The organism is Pseudomonas sp. RC10-4-2, assembly GCF_050433085.1.
Lineage (GTDB): Bacteria > Pseudomonadota > Gammaproteobacteria > Pseudomonadales > Pseudomonadaceae > Pseudomonas > Pseudomonas aeruginosa.
Genome location: NZ_JBNPXX010000002.1, coordinates 508,601 through 529,007, shown reverse-complemented (window position 1 = coordinate 529,007; position 20,407 = coordinate 508,601). Strand labels below are relative to the sequence as shown.

Below are 20,407 nucleotides of genomic sequence, written 5' to 3'. Positions count from 1 at the left end.
CGCTCCTCTCTCAGGACGGCGGCAGCAGGCTCAGCGGGTCGAGCGGCCGGCCGTTCTGGCGGATCTCGAAGTACAGTTGCACCCGGTCGGCATCCGAGGAACCGGCCTCGGCGATCTTCTGGCCCTTGCTGACCATCTGCCCCTCCTTCACCAGCAAGCGGCTGTTGTGCGCGTAGGTGCTGGTGTACGAGGTACCGTGCTGGATGATCACCAGGTTGCCGTAGCCACGCATGTTGTTCACCGCGAACACCACCTTGCCGGCCAGCGAGGCCTGTACCGGCTGGCCCAGGGTGCCGGCGATGCGGATGCCCTTGTTGAGCTTGTCGGAACTGGAGAAGCGGCGGATCACCGGCCCCTTCATCGGCCACTGCCAGCCGCGCAGGGTCACCGACGGCGGCGGAGGCGGCGGCTTGCGCGCACGGCTGCTCGACGAGGAGCGGCTGCTGGCGACGTAGGTCGACTTGCGCCCGTCGAAGCGCACTACCTGGCCGACCTTGACCGCGTAGGGCGGGCGGATGCCGTTTGCGCGCGCCAGGTCCTTGTAGTTCCAGCCGTGCCGGGTGGCGATCGAATAGAGGGTGTCGCCGCGCTTGACGCGATACTCGCCGCGCACGACCTTCGGCACCGACGCCCCCGGGCCGGGAGCCTTGGAGCTGCACGCGGATACCGCCAGCAGGACGGCGATCAAGAGCAATCTGAAGAACACACGGAATCCTTTTCCCGATGAAACCCGGCCGGCTGCGGCGACGGTTGCAGGCCCGCACTATACCTTGTTCGCCGGGGTGCCCGTTGGACTCGCCGATGGCCCGTTTTCTCCGCGCGGCCCGCCACCCGGTCCGCGCACAAACGCCAACGCCCCGCAGGACGGGGCGTCGGTGCCGAGCGGGAAACGTCAGGCGCCGGCGGACTGCTGCACGATCACCGTCTGCGCCGGCATCGGTGCCGGGAAGTCGGCGCCGAGGGCGTCCTTGATCACCTTGTTGGTATCGAAATAGACCTGCCAGTAATGGTCGTTGTGGCAATACGGGCGCACCGCCAGCACCGGCCCGACCAGGTTGAACTCGAGGATCTCCACGTCCACCGGCGGCTCGCCGAGCACGTTGGGAATCGCCGCGACGCGCTGCTTGAGCAGGGCGATGGCCGCCTGGTAGTCGGCGGCACCGGAAAGCTGCGCCTTCAACTCGACCCGGCGGAACGGGTTGTGGGTGAAGTTCTGGATGTTGTCGCCGAATATCTTGTTGTTGCCGACCATGGTCAGCACGTTGTCCGGAGTGTTGATCGCCGTGGTGAACAGGCCGATCTCCTTGACCGTGCCGGTCACTCCGCCGGCGCAGATGAAGTCGCCGACCTTGAACGGCCGCAGGACGATGATGAAACCGCCGGCCGCCAGGTTCGCCAGCAATCCCGACCAGGCCATGCCGATGGCCAGGCCGACCGCCGCGATCAGCGCCGCCAGGCTGGTGGTCTGGATGCCGAAGAAACCGAGGATGCCCACCACCAGCAGCACGTTCAGGGTCACCGTGATGAACGAACCCACGTAGCGCAGCACGGTGGGATCGACCTTTTGCCGCTCGAGGGATTTCTGCACCATGCCGACGGCGAAGCCGATCAGCCAGCGGCCGATCACCCAGAAGGCGATGGCCGCGAGAATCTTGATGCCGAAGGCGAAGGCGTACTGGGACACCGTCGCCCAGAGCGCGTTGATCTTCTCGGTACCTACGTTGACGATCGTCGTGTCATCCATATCGCTCACCGTGCGCAAGGAAGGAGTCTGGCTCCGTACGAGAACCGCCCCTGGCACCGGAAAGGCAGGCTCCGGCCCTTGGCCCGACAACGTCCGTAGCGGATTCTGGAAAAGCTAGCACGGCGCCGCGAATTTGCCGGAGCAGCGCTTCGTTGTCCCCAAACGGCGTGGGCGAGGCTGTGGACAACCTGGGTGAAAAGGTCCGGGAGTCCCAGGCGGCAGGGCCTCCGCGGGACCGATCACTTTTTGATCAGCCGGCTGTTTCCCGTAGCGGCAGCACCGTCACCCGCACCTCCGGGTCATGGCTACCGCCACCGAGGATCACCCCGCGCAACGGCGACACATCGGAAAAATCCCGCCCCCAGGCCAGGGTGATGTGCTCCAGGTCGGGCAACAGGTCGTTGGTCGGGTCGAAATCCACCCAGCCGTTCTCCGGGCAATACAGCGAGACCCAGGCATGCGAGGCGTCGGCACCGATCAGTCGCGCCTGTCCGGGCGGCGGGCGGGTCAGCAGGTAGCCGCTGACGTAGCGCGCCGCCAGTCCGCGCGCGCGCAGGCAGGCGAGCATCAGGTGGGCGAAGTCCTGGCAGACCCCGCGACGGCGCTCCAGCACTTCGTCCAGCGGCGTCGCCACCTGGGTGGCCTGCGCATCGAAGGCGAACTCGCGGAAGATCTTCTCCATCAGTGCCGCCGCCGCCACCAGCAACGGCCGTCCGGGCGGGAAGCAGTCGGCGGCGAACTCGGCGAATCGCCGCTGGATGCGCACATAGGGCGACTCGACGCGATAGCGGCAGGCTTCCAGCTCGGCGGCGGACAGCGCCCGCCCGGAAAATGCCAGCCCGGCGGCGACGGTTTCCCATGCCGGCGACGCGGTCAGTTGCGCCGGCGCATGGGCGAACACTTCGACCTGCAGTCGCGCGCTGACCCGCAGCGCCTCGTGGGGACGCTCGAAGGCCAGCCGGCTCAGCGGATTGCCGAATGCGTCGTGGCCATCCTCGCGCCGGCTCGGCCCCGGCTCGATCAGCAGTGCCCGCTCATGACAGGCCTGCCAGGCGCATTCGCGTGGCCAGAGATGCGCCAGTTGCCGCGACAGCGAGACCGGCGTCGCATAGCGGTAATGGGTGTCGTGCAGCACCTGGTAGCGGGCGCCCGGGAGCGGAACGGAGCGAAGCGCGGGTGCGGACATCAGGTGGATACCGTTCTCTGGCTGACATCGTCGACATGGGCGAAATAGCGCAAGCCTAGCCGATCGGAGACCTGTCCGGCGCAGGCGGCGATGTCGCGCAGCAGTCGCGCCAGCCCGACGAGCACCTCGTCGAGTCCTGCCGCGCCGAACAGCGGGCTTTCCAGGGCCGCCAGATCGAAGCTGCGCAGGCGTTCGCCCAGGGTCCTGAGTTCCCGCTCGCGTGGCGCGCCGAACTCCTCGTGCAGGCGCTCCAGCGAACGCTCCAGGGCCTGCAACTGGAAGCGCAGCGAGTGCGGGTTCTGCTCGTGCAACAGGAGCAGGTCGAGCACCGGGACCAGCTGCGGCGACGCCAGGTAGCGCGAGCGGTAGGTGATGCCGCTGTTACCCAGCTCCAGCAGCCACTCCAGCGCGCCGGCGTCCCAGGCGCTACCGCCGTCGAGGAAGGCGGCGATGCTCTCGGCGAAGAAGCGCACGCGCTCGATGCGCCGGCCGATCATCAGGAAACGCCAGCCGTCGTCGCGGGTCATGTCGTCGAGGGCGAAACCGGACAACGCGGCCAGGGACATCACTAGCCGGTTGAGGAAGTCCAGCGCTTCGCCGAGGTCGGTGCGTGCCGGATCGAGCGCCTGCATGTCGCGTTGCAGCTCCAGCAAGGCCAGCCAGTTCTCCCCGGACAAGCGCCCGCGCACCTGCGCCGCCGCCCAGTGCAGGCGCCGCAGGTTGGCGCACAGGCTCGCCGGCCAGTGCTCGTCGAGCAACGCCCGCAACAGGCACCTTTCCAACGGCTCGCCATCCCCGGGCAGCAGGCCGATGCCGCCGGCCAGGGCCAGGGCGCTGCGCAGCGCCTCTTCGTCGCCATCGGCATCCACGTAGCGCGACAGCACCACCCGCAGCAGGCGCGCGTGGTCGTCGCAACGCTCGGCATAGCGGCCGTACCAGAACAGGTTTTCCACCACCCGCGACGGCAGGTAGGGATCCTCGCGGACCAGGTCGCGCACGCCGAGCCGGCGCGGCCGCCACGGCTCGCCGCCGACCGCACGCTCGGCCAGTACCCAGGTGTCCTTGCTCGCGCCGCCGCGTTGCATCGACACCACCTCGGCATCCGCCGCCGAGGCTACGCGGGTCAGGCCGCCGGGCATCACCCAGTAGCGTCCGTCGGCGGCGGCGACGGCGAACACGCGCATGCCGATGGCCCGCGACTGCAGGCCGACGCCGGCCTCGCCGTCGCGCCAGACCGGCGCCTGGGACAACTGCGCCAGGCGTTGCGCCACGTAGGCCTGCGGGCGCTCGCGCAAGCGCTCGCCGAGGGATGCCAGGCCGGCACCGTCGAGGGCGTGGCCGAACAGCGGTTCGCAGCGCTGGCCGGGAAAGGCCGGCTTGATCACCAGGTCGGGCAGTGCCGCGAGTATCGCCTCGAGGGCCTGCGGCTCGCCGCACCAGCGGGTGTCGAGCGAGGGCAGCGCCAACTCCTCGCCCAGCAGGCGGCGACAGGCCTGCGGCAGGAAGCCGAGCAGGCCGGGCGATTCCAGCACCCCGCTGCCCAACGCGTTGGCCACCAGTACGCGCCCCTGGCGTACCGCCTCGAGCAGGCCGGGAATGCCCAGCGCCGAGTCGGTACGCAATTCCAGCGGGTCGCAGAAGTCGTCATCGAGGCGCCGCAATACCGCGTGCACCCGTTTCAGGCCGCCGAGGGTCTTGAGATAGAGGGTGGCGTCGCGCACCGTCAGGTCGTGCCCCTCGACCAGCGGGAAACCGAGCTGGCGCGCCAGGTAGAGATGCTCGAAGTAGGTTTCGTTGAAACGTCCGGGAGTCAGCAGCACCACCAGCGGCGTCTCGCCGTCGCCGGCGGCCTGGCTGGCGAGGGTCTCCTGCAGGGTGCGGAAATACCCGGCGAGATGCTGCACGCGCAGGTCGCGATAGAGTTCCGGCAAGGCCCGCGAGACGATCTGCCGGTTCTCCAGCGCATAGCCCGCGCCGGACGGCGCCTGGGTGCGGTCGGCGAGGACCTGCCAGCGTCCGTCGGCATCGCGCGCCAGGTCGACGGCATAGCTGTGCAGGAAGATCCCGCCGGGCGGCCGGATGCCGAGCGCCGGCCAGAGGAAGTTCTGATGGCCGAAGACCAGTTCGCTGGGCAGCAGCCCTTCGGCGAGCAGACGCTGCTCGCCGTACAGGTCGGCCAGCAGCGCGTTGAGCAGCCGAGCACGCTGTGCCACGCCGGCGGCGATCGGCTGCCACTCGGCGGCGGACAGCAGGTTCGGCAGAAGGTCCAGCGCCCAGGGGCGGTCGGTGCCCTTGGGATCGGCGTAGACGTTGTAGGTGACGCCGTTCTCCTGGATCTGCCGTTCCACCAGGGCCTGGCGCTGGCGCAGTTGCTCAGGGCTGCTGCGCTCCAGTTGGCGGAACAGCCGCTGCCAATGGGGACGCACGCCACCCTGGCGATCGAGCAGCTCATGGTAGGCCGTATCGGTGAACGGATAGTGGGCAAGCAGCTCGGGCATCGAAGGCTCGCGGGGCTGGGGTTGCGGTCACTGTAGCGGAGTCGGCGACGCGCCGCCGGAGCGAAGCGACGAGGCGTTGCCGGGTCCGCCAGCGCGGTTCTCCGCGAAGACCGGGTTGCCCCGGAAGCGCAAGACTTGTGCCAGCGCCGCCAGCCCCGGGCGGCCAGGAGGTCGCGCCACGGCGATGCACCGCGACGGTGCGCGACCGCTGGCAGGGTTGCAGCCACGCACCCTTTGCGGGCGGCAGGGCCGCCCCGGCGATCAGCGCGGGATGTTCGGCTGGCGCGACTTCTTCTTGCCCTTGGCGAAGGCCGTCGCCTTGTTCTGCTGGCCCTTGCTCCACGGCTTGCCGCCGTCGCTGGCGCGTGGCGGCAGGCCGGTATGCTGGGTCAGCAGCTTGCCGGCCTTCTTGCTGCCGGCCGGCGTCGAGTTCTTCCGCCGGGCGCTCTGGTATTCGCCGGTATCCGGCTGGTAGGTCGGGACCAGGTGGTGCTTGCCATTGCCGATCAGGTCGGCGCGCCCCATCCGCTCCAGCGCCTCGCGCAGCAGCGGCCAGCCTTTCGGGTCGTGGTAGCGCAGGAAGGCCTTGTGCAGGCGCCGCTGCTGGTCGCTCTTGACGATGGTCACGCCATCGCTCTTGTAGGTGACCTTGCGCAGCGGGTTCTTGCCCGAGTGATACATAGCGGTGGCAGTGGCCATCGGCGAAGGATAGAACGCCTGGACCTGGTCGGCGCGGAAGCCGTTGCGCTTGAGCCACAGGGCCAGGTTCATCATGTCTTCGTCGGTGGTCCCGGGATGGGCGGCGATGAAGTACGGGATCAGGTACTGCTCCTTGCCGGCTTCCTTCGAGAACTTCTCGAACATCTGCTTGAAGCGGTCGTAGGTGCCGATCCCCGGCTTCATCATCTTGTCCAGCGGACCGCGCTCGGTGTGCTCCGGGGCGATCTTCAGGTAGCCGCCGACGTGGTGGGTCACCAGTTCCTTGACGTACTCGGGCGACTCGACGGCGAGGTCGTAGCGCAGGCCGGAGGCGATCAGGATCTTCTTCACCCCCGGCAGCGCCCGGGCCTTGCGGTACAGCTCGATCAGCGAGCTGTGGTCGGTATCGAGGTTCTCGCAGATGCCGGGGAACACGCAGGATGGCTTGCGGCAGTGCCGCTCGATGTCCGGGCTCTTGCAGGCGATGCGGTACATGTTCGCCGTCGGTCCACCAAGGTCGGAGACCACGCCGGTGAAGCCGGGCACCTTGTCGCGCATCTCCTCGATCTCGCGGATGATCGAGTCGTGCGAGCGGTTCTGGATGATCCGTCCCTCATGCTCGGTGATCGAGCAGAAGGTGCAGCCGCCGAAGCAGCCACGCATGATGTTCACCGAGAAGCGGATCATCTCGTAGGCGGGAATCTTCGCCTTGCCGTAGGCCGGGTGCGGCACGCGGGCATAGGGCATGCCGAACACGTAGTCCATTTCCTCGGTGCTCATCGGAATGGGCGGCGGGTTGAACCAGACATCCACTTCGCCGTGCTTCTGCACCAGGGCACGGGCGTTGCCCGGGTTGGTCTCCAGGTGCAGCACGCGGTTGGCGTGGGCATAGAGCACCGGGTCGTTGCGCACCTTCTCGAAAGACGGCAGGCGGATCACGGTCTTCTCCCGGGTCAGCCTGGGGTTCGCCAGCAACTGCACGACCTTGGCTTCCTGCGGGTCCTCCTGCGCGCCCTTTTCCTGCTCGATGGCGCAGGCGGCGGTGTCCTGGGTGTTCACGTAGGGATTGATGATCTTGTCGATCTTGCCCGGCCGGTCGATCCGCGTGGAATCGATCTCGAACCAGCCCTCCGGGGTGTCGCGACGGACGAAGGCGGTGCCGCGCACGTCGGTGATCGCGCTCACCAGTTCGCCCTGGGCCAGGCGCTGGGCGATTTCCACCACCGCACGCTCGGCGTTGCCGTAGAGCAGGATGTCGGCCGTGGCGTCCATCAGGATCGAGCGGCGGACCTTGTCCTGCCAGTAGTCGTAATGGGCGATGCGCCGCAACGAGGCCTCGATCCCGCCGAGGATCACCGGCACATGGCTGTAGGCCTCCTTGCAGCGCTGGCTATAGACCAGGCTGGCGCGGTCCGGGCGCTTGCCGGCCAGGCCGCCGGGGGTGTAAGCGTCGTCGGAACGGACCTTCTTGTCCGCGGTGTAGCGGTTGATCATCGAGTCCATGTTGCCGGCCGCCACGCCGAAGAACAGGTTCGGCTCGCCGAGCTTCATGAAGTCGTCCTTCGACTGCCAGTCCGGCTGGGCGATGATGCCGACGCGGAACCCCTGGGCCTCCAGCAGGCGGCCGATGATGGCCATGCCGAAGGACGGGTGGTCGACGTAGGCATCGCCGGTGACGATGATGATGTCGCAGGAGTCCCAGCCGAGCTGATCCATCTCTTCCCTACTCATAGGCAGGAAGGGCGCCGGACCGAAACACTCGGCCCAGTACTTGGGATAGTCGAACAGCGGCTTGGCGGCTTGCATCACGGGCACCAGGGGGTATCTCTAGGAATGGGGGGTCGCGAAAACGCGGGGCGCGGAATATAGCACAAAAAATGAGCAATTCCGACGTTTTCACTGGGTATTGCCTGTCGTCGGCCGGCTTCGAAAAAATGCCATCATTTAGCCATCTTGTTTCTATACTCCATTCATCGTCATCTCACCCGGCCTCTAAGGCAGGCCCCCGGGAGAGTCATCGTGCGCCATCCTCTTGCCCTGCTCGCGGTCATCTTCCTGCTACTGGCCAGCGCCGTTTCGCGCGCCGCGCCGGAGTTTCCGGCGCCTCCGGCCAGCGGCGCCTGGTTGAACGGCTCGCTGGACCTGCTCGAAGACCCCGATGGCAACCTGGCGGTGGAGGACCTCGAACAAGCGGAGCAGGCCGGCCGCTTCGTCGCCGCCGCCGGCCGCACCAGCGTCGGCCTCAGCCGCAGCGCCTGGTGGCTGCGCCTCGACCTGCCGAGACGCGAGGCGGTATCCGGCGGCTGGTGGCTGGAAGTCGCCAGCGCCAGCCTGCACGACCTGCGCCTGTACCTCCCCGACGAGCGCGGCGGGTTCCGTGAACATCGCAGCGGCGAAGCGGTGCCCTTCGCCGAGGGCCGCGACCACGCCTATCGTCATCCGCTGTTCCGGATCCCTCCCGGCGATGGGCCGTTGCGCGTCTACCTGCGCAGCTACGATCCCGGCGGCAACGCCTTTCCGCTGAGGCTCTGGAGCCACGACGAACTGCTGGAATACCGCAGCCAGGGCAACCTGCTGTTCGGCATGGCCTACGGGCTGATCCTCGCCCTGCTGCTGTACAACCTGTTCCTCTTCACCAGCCTGCGCGATCGCGCCTATTTCTGGTACGTGCTGACCGCTGCCAGCGCGCTGGTGCTGACCCTGAGCATCAGCGGCCATGGTTTCGAGTATTTCTGGCCCGAGCGGGCGGTGCCCTGGTGGCTTGACCGCCTGGCGCTGCTGGCGATCTGGGGCATCTGCGTGATCCGCTTCAGCCAGAACCTGCTGCAAAGCCGGCAGCACGCACGCTGGGCCCATCACCTGCTGAACGCCTGTTGCCTGCTGTTCCTTGCCTGCCTGGCGTTCAACGCCGCCGGCTGGCGCTGGCAGGCGGCCGGCGTGCTGGCGCTGACCCTGCTGGCCAACCTGCCGATCGCCATCGGCCTGGCAGTGCAGCGCTGGCGCCAGGGTTCGGCCACGGCGCGCCTGTACCTGGTCGGCTTCGGCCTGGTGCTCGGCAGCGTCAGCCTTGGCGTGATGCGCGCCACCGCGCTGGTCCAGCCGACCTCGGCCAACGCCATGGTCTTCCCGCTGGCGCTGACCCTGGAGGCCCTGCTGTTCTCCCTGGCGCTCGCCTCGCGCATCCAGGATCTGAAGCAGGAAAGGGCCCTGGCCCTGGACCAGGCCGACCAGGAAAAGAACGCGCGCCTGGCCCTGCTGCACAGCGCCCAGCGCGACCTGGCACGCGCCGTGGAAGTCCGTACCAACGAGTTGAGCGAGGCCAATCGCCAGTTGCAGATGCGCGAAGCGCAACTGCAGTACGCCGCCCATCACGACCCGCTGACCGGGCTTGGCAACCGCAGGCACCTGATGGAGTTCGCCGAAAGCGCCCTGGACGACGCGCGCCGCCACGGCAACAGCATGGCGCTGCTGCTGATCGACCTGGATCACTTCAAGCCGATCAACGATACCCATGGCCACGATGCCGGCGACTTCGTCCTGCAGAACGTGGCCCAGCGGCTGCGCCATTGCGTGCGCACCGAGGATTGCGTGGCGCGCCTCGGCGGCGACGAATTCGCCGTGCTGGTCGGCGGGTCGAATGCCGAGCAGCATGCCCGCGACATCGCCGAACGCCTGCTGCGAGAACTGGCGAAACCGGTGGAGTTCGCCAAGCAGTGGCTGGTGATCACACCGAGCATCGGCGTCGCCCTGTTTCCCGGCGACGCCCTGCAGTTCGGCAAACTCTACAAGGCCGCCGACCAGGCGCTGTACCGGGTCAAGGGCGCCGGGCGCGCCGGCTATGCGATGGCTGCCGACGATGAACGCGAGACCGCGCCGGCGCTCCCCTGGCCGACCGCCCTGGCACCGGAGCGTATCTCCTGAATCAGTGGCTGTAGCGTCGCGGAACCCGAGCCGTGACCTTGCTCAGAAGCTCGTAGCCAAGGGTGCCGCAGGCACGGGCGACCTCGTCCACCGACAACCCGGCGCCCCACAACTCCACCGGGTCGCCAACGCGAGCCTCCGGCAGGTCGGAGAGGTCGACCGCCAGCATGTCCATCGAGACCCGCCCGGCCAGGGTCGCGCGGCGTCCCCCGACCAGTACCGGAGTCCCGGCTGGCGCGGTACGCGGATAGCCGTCGGCGTAGCCGCAACTGACCGTGCCGATCCGCGCCGGCCGCTCGGCGATCCAGGTGGCGCCGTAGCCGACGCTCTCGCCCACGGCCACCTCGCGCAGTGAAATCAACTGCGCGCCCAGGCTCATGGCCGGCCTCAGGCCCAGTTCGGCGGCGCTCAGGTCGGCCAGCGGGGTCGACCCGTAGAGCATGATTCCCGGCCGCAGCCAGTCCATGTGGGCGGCCGGGATAGTCAGCACCGCCGCCGAATTGGCCAGGCTGCGCTGGTCGAAATCCAGGTCGAGCAGGCCGAGGAAACTCTCCAGCTGCTGCTCGGTGAGCGGATGGTTGCGTTCGTCGGCGCAGGCGAAATGGCTGATCAGGTTCAGCTCGCGCACACCAGGATGGTTGCGCAGGCGCGCATGCCAGGCGCGCAGCGCGGCAGGATCGAAGCCCAGGCGGTGCATGCCGGAGTCGAGCTTGAGCCAGACGTTGAGTGGAATATCCAGGCCAGCGGCGAGGAACGCCTCGCCCTGTTCCGCGCCCTGGATCACCAGGTCCAGGCGCAATTGCCCGGCGAGGGCGTATTCGCTCGCCTCGAAGCAGCCTTCCAGCAACAGGATGCGCGCGCTGGCGTGCAAGGCGCGGACTTCCGCGGCCTCCTCCAGGCAGGCCACGGCGAAGCCATCGGCATCGTCGTGCAACGCGGTAACCACTTCGCGCGCACCGTGGCCATAGGCGTTCGCCTTGACCACCGCGAACGCCTGGCGCTGCGGCGCGCAGCGCTTGGCCAGGGCATAGTTGTGGCGAATGGCGGAAAGGTCGACGGTGGCAACGAGGGGACGCATGGCATCGGGTCCTGCAACTGAAACGGGTGCCTATGGTAAGGCGCCCGCCGGGCAAGACCCAAGCCGGGTCATTCGTCCTCGAAGTTGTACATGCCGGCGGCAAGGTTCTCGAAGCGCGTGTATTTGCCGATGAAGGCCAGGCGCACCGTACCGATCGGACCGTTACGCTGCTTGCCGATGATGATTTCGGCGACGCCCTTGAACTCGGTCTCCGGGTGGTACACCTCGTCGCGGTAGACGAACATGATCACGTCGGCGTCCTGCTCGATCGCCCCGGATTCGCGCAAGTCGGAGTTCACCGGGCGCTTGTTGGGTCGCTGCTCCAGGGAGCGGTTGAGCTGCGACAGGGCAATCACCGGGCAGTTGAATTCCTTCGCCAGGGCCTTCAGCGAGCGGGAAATCTCGGAAATCTCGTTGGTCCGGTTGTCGCCGCTGGAGCCGGGTATCTGCATCAGTTGCAGGTAGTCGATCATGATCAGCGCCAGGTCGCCGTGCTCGCGCACCAGGCGACGGGTCCGCGCGCGCATTTCCGAGGGACTGATGCCAGCGGTATCGTCGATGAACAGCTTCTTGTCGTTGAGCAGGTTGATCGCCGAAGTCAGGCGCGGCCAGTCCTCGTCGTCGAGCTTGCCGGAACGCACCTTGGTCTGGTCGATACGCCCGAGCGACGAGAGCATACGCATCACGATCGAGTCGGAGGGCATCTCCAGGGAGTACACCAACACGGCCTTGTCGGTGCGCATCACCGCGTTCTCGACCAGGTTCATGGCGAAGGTGGTCTTACCCATCGACGGACGCCCGGCGACGATGATCAGGTCGGCCGGCTGCAGGCCGCTGGTCTTCTCGTCGAGGTCGGTGAAACCGGTGGACACCCCGGTCAGCGCCTCGGTGGTGTTGAACAGGTAGTCGATGCGGTCGATGGTCTTGACCAGGATATCGCTGATCCCTACCGGCCCGCCGGTCTTCGGTCGCGCTTCGGCGATCTCGAAGATCTTCCGCTCGGCCTCGTCGAGGATCTCGTTGGCGCCGCGCCCTTCCGGGTGGAAGGCGCTGTCGGCGATCTCGTTGCTGATGCCGATCAGTTGGCGCAGGGTGGCGCGCTCGCGGATGATCTGCGCGTAGGCCTTGATGTTGGCGACCGAGGGAATGTTCTTCGCCAGTTCGCCGAGATAGGCCAAGCCGCCGACCTGGGCCAGTTGTCCTTCCTTCTCCAACTGCTCGGAGAGGGTCACCACGTCGATCGGCTGGTTGGCCTCGGCCAGCTTGTAGATGGCGCGGAAGATCAGGCGATGGTCATGGCGGTAGAAATCGCCGTCGGACACCGAATCCGACACACGCTCCCAGGCGTTGTTGTCCAGCATCAGGCCACCCAGCACGGCCTGCTCGGCCTCGATCGAGTGCGGCGGCACCTTCAGGGCTGTGGTTTCCAGGTCGTATTGCTCGGGGCTGGTGATCTCGTTCATAGACTCGACGCAAGAAAAAGGAACAGCGGAAAAAACAACGGGCACGGTGCCGTTGCCGGTACCGTGCCCGATGTTAGCGGACTGCCGCGGACACGCATATGCCCGCCCAGCCCTACCGATCGGATCGCTTACTCAGCGACGATGATCAGCTTCAGAGTGGTTTCCACGTCGGTGTGCAGGTGCACGGCGACGTCGAACTCACCGGTGTTGCGCAGCGCGCCGTTGGGCAGGCGAACTTCGGCTTTTTCCAGCGGGTAACCGGCAGCGGAAACGGCTTCGGCGATGTCGCGGGTGCCGATCGAACCGAACAGCTTGCCTTCGTCGCCAGCGTGGGCGCCGAGGGTTACCACCAGCTCGGAGAGCTGGGCAGCACGGGCTTCGGCAGCGGCCTTCTTCTCGGCGGCAGCCTTTTCCAGCTCGGCGCGGCGTGCTTCGAACGCAGCGACGTTCTCGGCGGTGGCGACGGTGGCCTTGCCCTGCGGCAGCAGGAAGTTACGGGCGTAACCGCCCTTGATGTTCACCTTGTCGCCCAGGTTGCCCAGGTTGGCGACTTTTTCCAGCAGGATGACTTCCATTTGAGTCTTACCTCTTAACTTTTAACCTTCACCGTTCGTGGAACCCTGGCGCCGGGCCAGGCGTCCACGAAAATCAAACAGACTGTCGACAACCGCCAAAAGACAGATCAGGTTCCCCAGCAGCAATACAGCCAGGTACAGGCCCACCAGCCAACCACCCGCGAGGCGCTTCAGGGCGATCAGGCCATGCCCGAGCGCCACGCCGGCGATGATCAGCGGCACGCTGCACAACGGACCGAGCACCGCGGCCTGCACTTCCAGCGCCGGGACCACGACGGCCCCCAGCAGCAGGATCACGGCAACCGCCGGCGCCAGCCGCAAACTCCGGAATTCGCGGCCGAAGCCGCCCGGGTTGTACAGCGAAGCCTGCCAGTACCGCGCGAGCATCAGGCAGAGCAGGCAGGTCACCTGCAGCGAGGAAGCCATGACCCCGGTCAGGGTCGGCACCAGCGCCACCTGCAACTTGTCCAGCTCTTCGCCCGACAGCTGGGACTCCCCGCGAAGCTGGGTCAGGACCTTGGTGACTTCCGTCGCCAGGGCGCCGATCAGCTCGCTGGAGGTATGCCCCAGCACCAGCGCGAATACCACGCCAACTGCAACACTGCCCAGCAGCACATGGCTCCAGGACGTGCTGGCGCGCAGGATCTGCGCCAGCGTCAGGGTACCGAGCAGGACCAGAAGGATGCTCGGATCGCCCAGGTACCACCAGAACATCGCCGGTAGCACCGCCCAGGCCAGGACGCCGAAGGCGTCGCCGAATCCGCGCCGCAGCAGCACCAGGCTACCGGCGGCGGCACTCAGCCAGAACAACAGTGGAACAACCGCGGAGCCTGCCACGGCGAGCGTGGCCTGCATGCGGCCGCGCATGGTGAACTCAGCCAGTGCGCGCATGCGATCTATCCCTTACCAGCGTTCGACTGCCCGATCTCAACGGCCGTGGCTGTCGGTGTAAGGAAGCAGGGCCAGGTAGCGGGCGCGCTTGATAGCGGTCGCCAGCTGACGCTGGTACTTGGCCTTGGTGCCGGTGATACGGCTCGGAACGATCTTGCCGGTTTCGGAAACGTAGGCCTTCAGGGTGTTGAGATCCTTGTAATCGATCTCTTTCACGCCTTCGGCGGTGAAGCGGCAGAACTTACGACGACGGAAGAAACGTGCCATGTGATTGGCTCCTCAATACTGGTCCGGAATTACTCGTCAGCGTTATCGCTATCGCTGTTGTCGTCGCCATCGGCGCCTTCAGCGTTATCGTTCGGACGCTCACGACGCTCGCGACGCTCGTTGCGGCTTTCTTCAGCCTTGAGCATCTCGGACTGCTCGGTGACAGCTTCGTCGCGACGCATGACCAGGTTACGGATCACGGCATCGTTGTAACGGAAGTTGTCTTCCAGCTCAGCCAGGGCCTTGGCGCTGCACTCGACGTTCATCAGAACGTAGTGGGCCTTGTGCACGTTGTTGATGGCGTAGGCCAGCTGACGACGGCCCCAGTCTTCCAGACGGTGGATCTTGCCGCCGTCTTCTTCGATGGCCTTGGTGTAACGCTCGACCATGCCACCGACTTGTTCGCTCTGGTCCGGGTGAACCAGGAACACGATTTCGTAATGACGCATAAATGCTCCTTACGGGTTGCAGCCTGCCGCAGAACGGTCAGGCAAGGAGTGAATGTTTTCTTGGCTTGCCTGGTGGAGAGGCGAACGAACGCCTGCCCGCGCGGCAAGGGGCGACATTCTAGAGAAGGGCAACCGGCGAAGCAAGGAAGATTGGCGAATATTTGTACAGCGGATGGAATGGCGCGGGGCCGCGCCGCGGCGGCCCCGCACGCGCTCACTCCAGCGGGGTGCGCTGGCGGAGGATCTCGAACAGGCAGACACCGGTGGCGACCGAGACGTTCAGGCTGCTGACGCTGCCGGCCATCGGCAACCTGGCGAGGAAGTCGCAGTGCTCGCGGGTCAGCCGGCGCATGCCCTTGCCTTCCGCGCCCATCACCAGCACGGTCGGCCCCTTGAGGTCGAGCTGGTAGAGGGTCTTGTCCGCCTCGCCAGCGGTGCCGACCACCCACAGGCCGCGCTGCTGGAGCTTTTCCAGGGTGCGCGCGAGGTTGGTCACCGCCACCAGCGGGATCACCTCGGCGGCGCCGCAAGCGACCTTGCGCACGGTGGCGTTGAGGGTCGCGGACTTGTCCTTGGGCACGATCACCGCCTGCACCCCCGCCGCATCGGCGGTACGCAGGCAGGCGCCGAGGTTGTGCGGATCGGTGACGCCATCCAGGGCCAGCAGCAGCGGCACGCCCTCGCTCCGCTCGAGCAGTTCCTCGAGCATGTTTTCGCCCCAGACCTGGCTGGGGCTGACTTCCGCGACCACGCCCTGGTGGACGCCTTCCGCCCACTCGTCGAGTTCGCGCCGATCGCGCTGCCCTACCGGAATACGGAACCCGGCGGCCAGCTCGGTGAGCACCTGGACCCGCGGATCATGCCGCCCCTCGGCCAGCCACAACTGCTTGACCCGCTTCGGGTGATGACGCAACAACGCTTCCACGGCATGCACGCCGTAGACCTTTTCCCACTGACTCATGACTTGGCCTTACGTTTGCGCGCCCCGGTGGCGGCCGGAGCGTTGTCGGCCTTCGGCTTGGAAGGCCCCTTGCGATGCTTGGTCGGCTTGCCCGGCTTGGCGACAGCGGCGGGCTTGCCGTCCTTGGCCTTGCCCTTCGCGCTCTTGCCCGCAGGAACGACCTTGCCCTTCTTCCCGCCCTTGTCCTTGCCGCCGACACGCGCCTCGGCGAGCAGCGCCTGCTTCACCTCGCGACTCTTGCGCACGTCGGTGTTGCCGAGCATCTCCGCGGCCTGCGCCAGCAGCTCCGGCGCGACCGGCGGCAGCGCCTGCACCTTGCCGGCCTTGCGCCGCGGCACCACCGCGGCGTCGGGACTGGCCAGCGCCGGCTCCAGGTCGACCTCGGGCACGGATGCGCCCTTGCGCCCCTTCGGCGCCTTGCCGGCGTTCGTCGACTTGTCGCCGTTGCGCTTCTTGCGTCCGATCGGCGCGCTCAGCACGTTTCCGGCCAGCTCGAAATCGATCTTCCGCTCGTCCAGGTCGACCCGCGCCACTACCACTTCCGTGGTGTCGCCGAGACGGAAGCTGCGCCCGGTGCGTTCGCCGCTGAGGCGATGGTGCACGGCGTCGAAATGATAGTAGTCGCCGGGCAGCGCGGTCACATGGACCAGGCCTTCGACGAAGATGTCGGTCAGCTCGACGAACAGACCGAAACCGGTGACCGCAGTGATTACGCCAGGGAAGGTCTCGCCGACCCGCTCGCGCATGTATTCGCACTTCAGCCAGTTGGTCACGTCGCGGGTGGCCTCGTCGGCACGCCGCTCGGTCATCGAGCACTGCTCGCCCAACTGGTCCAGGCGCAATTCGTCGTACGGATAGATACGCGCCTTGGGCATGCTCGCCGCGCCGGCCCGCTGCACGTGCGGAGTCTCCGCCTTGGAGCGGATCACACTGCGGATCGCACGATGCACCAGCAGGTCCGGGTAGCGCCGGATCGGCGAGGTGAAGTGGGTGTAGGCGTCGTAGTTGAGGCCGAAGTGGCCATTGTTGTCCGGGCTGTACACCGCCTGGCTGAGCGAACGCAGCATGACCGTCTGGATCAGGCGGAAGTCGGCGCGGTCGTGGATCTTCTCCAGCAACTCCTGGTAGTCGCCCGGGGTCGGCGCGGCCTTGCCGCGGCCGAGGCTCAACCCCAGCTCGCCGAGGAACTGGCGCAGGTTGTTGAGTTTCTCCTGCGGCGGGCCGTCATGCACCCGGTACAACGCCGGGATGGCGTGCTTCTGCAGGAAGCGTGCGGTCGCCACGTTGGCGCAGAGCATGCATTCTTCGATCAGGCGGTGCGCATCGTTGCGCTGGGTCGGGCGGATTTCCGAGATCTTCCGGTCGGCGCCGAAGACGATGCGGGTTTCCTGGGTCTCGAAATCGATCGCGCCGCGGACATGGCGGCCGGCCAGCAGCGCTTTATACAACGCATACAGCTGCTGCAGGTGCGGCACCACGCCGGGCAACTGCTGGCGCAGGTTCTCGGCCTCGACGCTGTCGGGGTGCTCGAGCAACTGGCTGACCTTGGTGTAGGTCAGGCGGGCATGGGAGTGGATCACCGCTTCGTAGAACTGGTAGCCGGTCAGCTTGCCAGCCTTGGACAGGGTCATCTCGCAGACCATGGCCAGCCGGTCGACCAGCGGATTCAGCGAGCAGAGACCATTGGACAGCACCTCCGGCAGCATCGGGATCACCCGCTCGGGGAAATACACCGAGTTGCCGCGCCTGGCCGCCTCTTCGTCCAGCGCCGAACCGACCTTCACGTAGTGCGAGACATCGGCGATCGCCACGAACAGGCGCCAGCCGCCGCCGCGCTTGGCCTCGGCGTACACCGCGTCGTCGAAGTCGCGGGCATCCTCGCCGTCGATGGTGACGAAGGGCACCTGGCGCAGGTCGATACGCTTTTCCTTGTCCTTCTCCGCCACTTCCGGCTTGAGCTTGGCCGCTTCCTTCTCCACCGCGGCCGGCCAGACGTGGGGGATATCGTAGCTGCGCAGGGCGACTTCGATCTCCATCCCCGGCGCCATGTAGTCGCCGAGCACCTCGACGATCTCGCCCTGGGCCTGGCGGTGGATGCTCGGCCATTGCTCGATGCGCACCTGGACGAACTGGTTGTGCCTGGCCTTGCCGGCCTTGCCCGGCGGGATCAGGACTTCCTGCTGGATCTTCGGGTTGTCCGCGACCACCACGCCGATGCCGCTTTCCTCGAAGTAGCGGCCGACCACGATCTCGTGGGCCCGCTCGATCACCTCGACCAGCTGGCCTTCGCGGCGTCCGCGCCGGTCATGGCCGGACACCCGGGCCAGGGCGCGGTCGCCGTCGAACACCAGGCGCATCTGGGTGGGACTGAGGAACAGGTCGTCGCTGCCATCGTCGGGGATCAGGAAGCCGAAGCCGTCGCGGTGCCCGCTGATGCGGCCGCGGATCAGGTCCAGCTTGTCCACCGGCGCATAGGCGCCACGACGCGTATAGATAAGCTGCCCGTCGCGCTCCATGGCGCGCAGGCGACGACGCAAGGCCTCTTCCGGCTCCTCGCCGGCGAGCCCGAACTCGTCGAGCAACTGGGAGCGAGTCGCCGGAGCGCCCCGCTCGGATAGGTGAGCCAGGATCAGTTCCCGGCTGGGGATGGGGTTTTCGTACTTTTCCGCTTCGCGAGCGGCCTCGGGATCGAGGTTTTGCCAATCGGCCATTAGAGGTAGGTCACCTTTTCTTCTTTAGCGTTTGCTGCCATTGCTCTATTGAAGCGCGAAAACGCTTCGTCGGTCAGCTTCGGCAACAGAATAATTTTTATCGCATCAGGGGTTTACAAGCAGAATACGTACTCGTATAGTTCGCGCCCACAACGTTGCTGAGACGTTGTAACACGGAAACGATGAGCGATCATCGACTCCAGTGCCCAGGTGGCGGAATTGGTAGACGCACTAGGTTCAGGTCCTAGCGGTGGCAACACCGTGGAAGTTCGAGTCTTCTCCTGGGCACCATATTTCAGACAAAGCCGGTCATTAGACCGTTTTTGTTTCAGCAGTTCAGCCACTACCAGGCATTGAAACTGCGACAAGGTTTGCAACACCCAAGTCGATGAGCGATCATCGCACAATGCTGAAAAGCATGCCCAGGTGGCGGAATTGGTAGACGCACTAGGTTCAGGTCCTAGCGGTGGCAACACCGTGGAAGTTCGAGTCTTCTCCTGGGCACCATCTTCAAGACAAACAGCCGAGCATCGCTCGGCTTTTTGTTGTCCGCGATTTTCCCTTCGAGCCACGCCACCCTCCCCCGCTCACCGCGGCGCCGACCCCGGAAATGAAAACGGGCCGCATGCGCAGCCCGTTCCGTCATCGCCCCGCTATCCGCCTCAGGCGAATGGATGGCGCAGGATGATGGTTTCGTTGCGGTCCGGACCGGTGGAGATGATATCGATCGGCGCACCCACCAGCTCTTCCACGCGCTTGATGTAGGCGCGGGCGTTGGCCGGCAACTCTTCCAGGGTCTTCGCACCCACGGTCGACTCGCTCCAGCCGGGCATTTCCTCGTAGACCGGCTGCAGGCCGATGTAGCTGTCGGCATCGGTCGGCGCTTCCAGCACATCGCCATCGGCATTCTTGTAGCCGACGCACAGGCGCACCACATCCAGGCCATCGAGCACGTCGAGCTTGGTCAGGCACAGGCCGGAGATGCTGTTGATCTCGATGGCGCGGCGCAGGATCACGGCATCGAACCAGCCGCAGCGACGAGCGCGACCGGTGGTGGCGCCGAACTCGTGGCCGCGCTTGGCCAGGTAGGCGCCGACGTCGTCGAACAGCTCGGTCGGGAACGGACCGGAGCCGACGCGAGTGGTATAGGCCTTGGTGATACCCAGTACGTAGTCCAGGTACAGCGGGCCGAAGCCGGAACCGGTGGCGGTACCGCCAGCGGTGGTGTTGGAACTGGTCACGTAGGGATAGGTGCCATGGTCGATGTCCAGCAGCGATCCCTGGGCGCCTTCGAACATGATGTCCTTGCCGTGCTTGCGCAGGTCGTGCAGGGTCGCAGCGACATCGGCCATCATCGGCTTGAGCAGCTCGGCATACTCCATCGCCTCGTCCAGGGTCTTCTGGAAGTCGATGGCCGGCTCCTTGTAGTAGTGCTGCAGGACGAAGTTATGGTAGTCCAGCAGCTCGCCCAGCTTGGCGGCGAAGCGCTCGCGGTGGAACAGGTCGCCGACGCGCAGGCCGCGACGTGCCACCTTGTCCTCGTATGCCGGGCCGATACCGCGACCGGTGGTGCCGATCTTGGCTTCGCCGCGGGCCTTCTCGCGCGCCTGGTCGAGGGCGACGTGATAGGACAGGATCAGCGGACAGGAAGGACTGATGCGCAGGCGCTCGCGCACCGGCACGCCCTTCTCTTCCAGCTTGGTGATTTCGCGCAGCAGCGCATCCGGCGCCAGCACCACGCCATTGCCGATCAGGCACTGCACGCCTTCGCGCAGGATGCCCGATGGAATCAGGTGCAGGACGGTTTTCTCGCCATCGATCACCAGGGTGTGGCCAGCGTTGTGACCACCCTGGTAGCGAACTACGGCAGCCGCCTGCTCGGTGAGCAGGTCGACGATCTTGCCCTTGCCCTCATCACCCCATTGGGTGCCCAGGACTACGACATTCTTACCCATAACACTTGT

15 protein-coding genes and 2 tRNA genes are annotated in these 20,407 nt (G+C 66.4%); 3 read left to right on the top strand and 14 right to left on the bottom strand.

Features of this window, described 5'->3' with window-relative positions; translation table 11 throughout:
- Window positions 1-10: 10 nt before the first annotated feature.
- From FHW81_RS10330 to FHW81_RS10310, 5 genes are all read right to left on the bottom strand, one after another.
- A complete protein-coding gene (locus tag FHW81_RS10330) occupies window positions 11-706 on the bottom strand; it encodes a peptidoglycan DD-metalloendopeptidase family protein (RefSeq protein WP_003095596.1) in 696 nt (231 codons plus the stop codon).
- 186 nt (window positions 707-892) lie between these two features.
- On the bottom strand, window positions 893-1,744 hold the full coding sequence (locus FHW81_RS10325; RefSeq protein WP_003095599.1) for a mechanosensitive ion channel family protein: 852 nt from the start codon (window positions 1,742-1,744) through the stop codon (window positions 893-895).
- A gap of 250 nt (window positions 1,745-1,994) precedes the next feature.
- Window positions 1,995-2,930 (bottom strand): transglutaminase family protein, encoded by a 936-nt coding sequence (locus tag FHW81_RS10320; protein WP_023129158.1) that lies wholly within the window; start codon window positions 2,928-2,930, stop codon window positions 1,995-1,997.
- Window positions 2,930-5,428, bottom strand: coding sequence for a circularly permuted type 2 ATP-grasp protein (locus tag FHW81_RS10315; RefSeq protein WP_034054479.1), 2,499 nt, complete (start codon window positions 5,426-5,428; stop codon window positions 2,930-2,932). The genes FHW81_RS10320 and FHW81_RS10315 overlap by 1 nt, the downstream gene beginning before the upstream one ends.
- 261 nt (window positions 5,429-5,689) lie before the next feature.
- On the bottom strand, window positions 5,690-7,933 hold the full coding sequence (locus tag FHW81_RS10310; protein ID WP_003100007.1) for a YgiQ family radical SAM protein: 2,244 nt from the start codon (window positions 7,931-7,933) through the stop codon (window positions 5,690-5,692).
- A gap of 213 nt (window positions 7,934-8,146) precedes the next feature.
- Between FHW81_RS10310 and FHW81_RS10305 the strand changes: the two genes are divergently transcribed.
- Window positions 8,147-10,048 (top strand): diguanylate cyclase, encoded by a 1,902-nt coding sequence (locus FHW81_RS10305; RefSeq protein ID WP_003112285.1) that lies wholly within the window; start codon window positions 8,147-8,149, stop codon window positions 10,046-10,048.
- A 1-nt stretch (window position 10,049) separates the two neighbouring features.
- On the opposite strand, the gene alr is transcribed toward FHW81_RS10305, so the two are convergent.
- From alr to rnr, 8 genes are all read right to left on the bottom strand, one after another.
- Entirely contained in the window at window positions 10,050-11,126 is a 1,077-nt protein-coding gene (alr, locus tag FHW81_RS10300; protein ID WP_003100010.1) for an alanine racemase, read from the bottom strand.
- Window positions 11,127-11,194: 68 nt separating this feature from the next.
- Window positions 11,195-12,589 carry a replicative DNA helicase gene (dnaB, locus tag FHW81_RS10295; protein ID WP_003100012.1) on the bottom strand — a complete coding sequence of 465 codons (1,395 nt, stop codon included), beginning with the start codon at window positions 12,587-12,589 and terminating at the stop codon, window positions 11,195-11,197.
- Between the two features lie 128 nt (window positions 12,590-12,717).
- Complete coding sequence (rplI, locus tag FHW81_RS10290) at window positions 12,718-13,164, bottom strand: 50S ribosomal protein L9 (protein WP_003095627.1); 447 nt, start codon at window positions 13,162-13,164, stop codon at window positions 12,718-12,720.
- A 21-nt stretch (window positions 13,165-13,185) separates the two neighbouring features.
- Window positions 13,186-14,055, bottom strand: coding sequence for a hypothetical protein (locus tag FHW81_RS10285; protein WP_003095630.1), 870 nt, complete (start codon window positions 14,053-14,055; stop codon window positions 13,186-13,188).
- Window positions 14,056-14,091: 36 nt separating this feature from the next.
- The gene (gene rpsR / locus FHW81_RS10280) at window positions 14,092-14,322 is read right to left on the bottom strand and encodes a 30S ribosomal protein S18 (RefSeq protein ID WP_003095634.1); all 231 of its coding nucleotides are present in this window, start codon (window positions 14,320-14,322) and stop codon (window positions 14,092-14,094) included.
- A 29-nt stretch (window positions 14,323-14,351) separates the two neighbouring features.
- Window positions 14,352-14,771 carry a 30S ribosomal protein S6 gene (gene rpsF / locus FHW81_RS10275; RefSeq protein WP_003095636.1) on the bottom strand — a complete coding sequence of 140 codons (420 nt, stop codon included), beginning with the start codon at window positions 14,769-14,771 and terminating at the stop codon, window positions 14,352-14,354.
- Between the two features lie 214 nt (window positions 14,772-14,985).
- On the bottom strand, window positions 14,986-15,732 hold the full coding sequence (gene rlmB / locus FHW81_RS10270; RefSeq protein WP_003095638.1) for a 23S rRNA (guanosine(2251)-2'-O)-methyltransferase RlmB: 747 nt from the start codon (window positions 15,730-15,732) through the stop codon (window positions 14,986-14,988).
- On the bottom strand, window positions 15,729-18,443 hold the full coding sequence (gene rnr / locus FHW81_RS10265; RefSeq protein WP_012614611.1) for a ribonuclease R: 2,715 nt from the start codon (window positions 18,441-18,443) through the stop codon (window positions 15,729-15,731). Before rnr ends, rlmB begins: the two co-directional genes overlap by 4 nt.
- Window positions 18,444-18,647: 204 nt before the next feature.
- Between rnr and FHW81_RS10260 the strand changes: the two genes are divergently transcribed.
- Together FHW81_RS10260 and FHW81_RS10255 are read left to right on the top strand one after the other, a co-directional pair.
- Window positions 18,648-18,734: transfer RNA gene (locus FHW81_RS10260), tRNA-Leu, on the top strand.
- Window positions 18,735-18,863: 129 nt separating this feature from the next.
- A tRNA-Leu gene (locus FHW81_RS10255) sits at window positions 18,864-18,950 on the top strand.
- A 155-nt stretch (window positions 18,951-19,105) separates the two neighbouring features.
- Here FHW81_RS10255 and FHW81_RS10250 read toward each other — a convergent pair.
- Window positions 19,106-20,398, bottom strand: coding sequence for an adenylosuccinate synthase (locus tag FHW81_RS10250; RefSeq protein WP_003095642.1), 1,293 nt, complete (start codon window positions 20,396-20,398; stop codon window positions 19,106-19,108).
- Window positions 20,399-20,407: the final 9 nt, after the last annotated feature.

Excerpts from the sequence above, each read along its gene's own strand:
- FHW81_RS10325 (WP_003095599.1), bottom strand. The coding sequence starts at position 1,744 with ATGGATGACACGACGATCGTCAACGTAGGTACCGAGAAGATCAACGCG.
- FHW81_RS10320 (WP_023129158.1), bottom strand. The coding sequence starts at position 2,930 with ATGTCCGCACCCGCGCTTCGCTCCGTTCCGCTCCCGGGCGCCCGCTAC.
- FHW81_RS10315 (WP_034054479.1), bottom strand. The coding sequence starts at position 5,428 with ATGCCCGAGCTGCTTGCCCACTATCCGTTCACCGATACGGCCTACCAT.
- FHW81_RS10310 (WP_003100007.1), bottom strand. The coding sequence starts at position 7,933 with ATGCAAGCCGCCAAGCCGCTGTTCGACTATCCCAAGTACTGGGCCGAG.
- alr (WP_003100010.1), bottom strand. The coding sequence starts at position 11,126 with ATGCGTCCCCTCGTTGCCACCGTCGACCTTTCCGCCATTCGCCACAAC.
- dnaB (WP_003100012.1), bottom strand. The coding sequence starts at position 12,589 with ATGAACGAGATCACCAGCCCCGAGCAATACGACCTGGAAACCACAGCC.
- rplI (WP_003095627.1), bottom strand. The coding sequence starts at position 13,164 with ATGGAAGTCATCCTGCTGGAAAAAGTCGCCAACCTGGGCAACCTGGGC.
- FHW81_RS10285 (WP_003095630.1), bottom strand. The coding sequence starts at position 14,055 with ATGCGCGCACTGGCTGAGTTCACCATGCGCGGCCGCATGCAGGCCACG.
- rpsR (WP_003095634.1), bottom strand. The coding sequence starts at position 14,322 with ATGGCACGTTTCTTCCGTCGTCGTAAGTTCTGCCGCTTCACCGCCGAA.
- rpsF (WP_003095636.1), bottom strand. The coding sequence starts at position 14,771 with ATGCGTCATTACGAAATCGTGTTCCTGGTTCACCCGGACCAGAGCGAA.
- rlmB (WP_003095638.1), bottom strand. The coding sequence starts at position 15,732 with ATGAGTCAGTGGGAAAAGGTCTACGGCGTGCATGCCGTGGAAGCGTTG.
- rnr (WP_012614611.1), bottom strand. The coding sequence starts at position 18,443 with ATGGCCGATTGGCAAAACCTCGATCCCGAGGCCGCTCGCGAAGCGGAA.
- FHW81_RS10250 (WP_003095642.1), bottom strand. The coding sequence starts at position 20,398 with ATGGGTAAGAATGTCGTAGTCCTGGGCACCCAATGGGGTGATGAGGGC.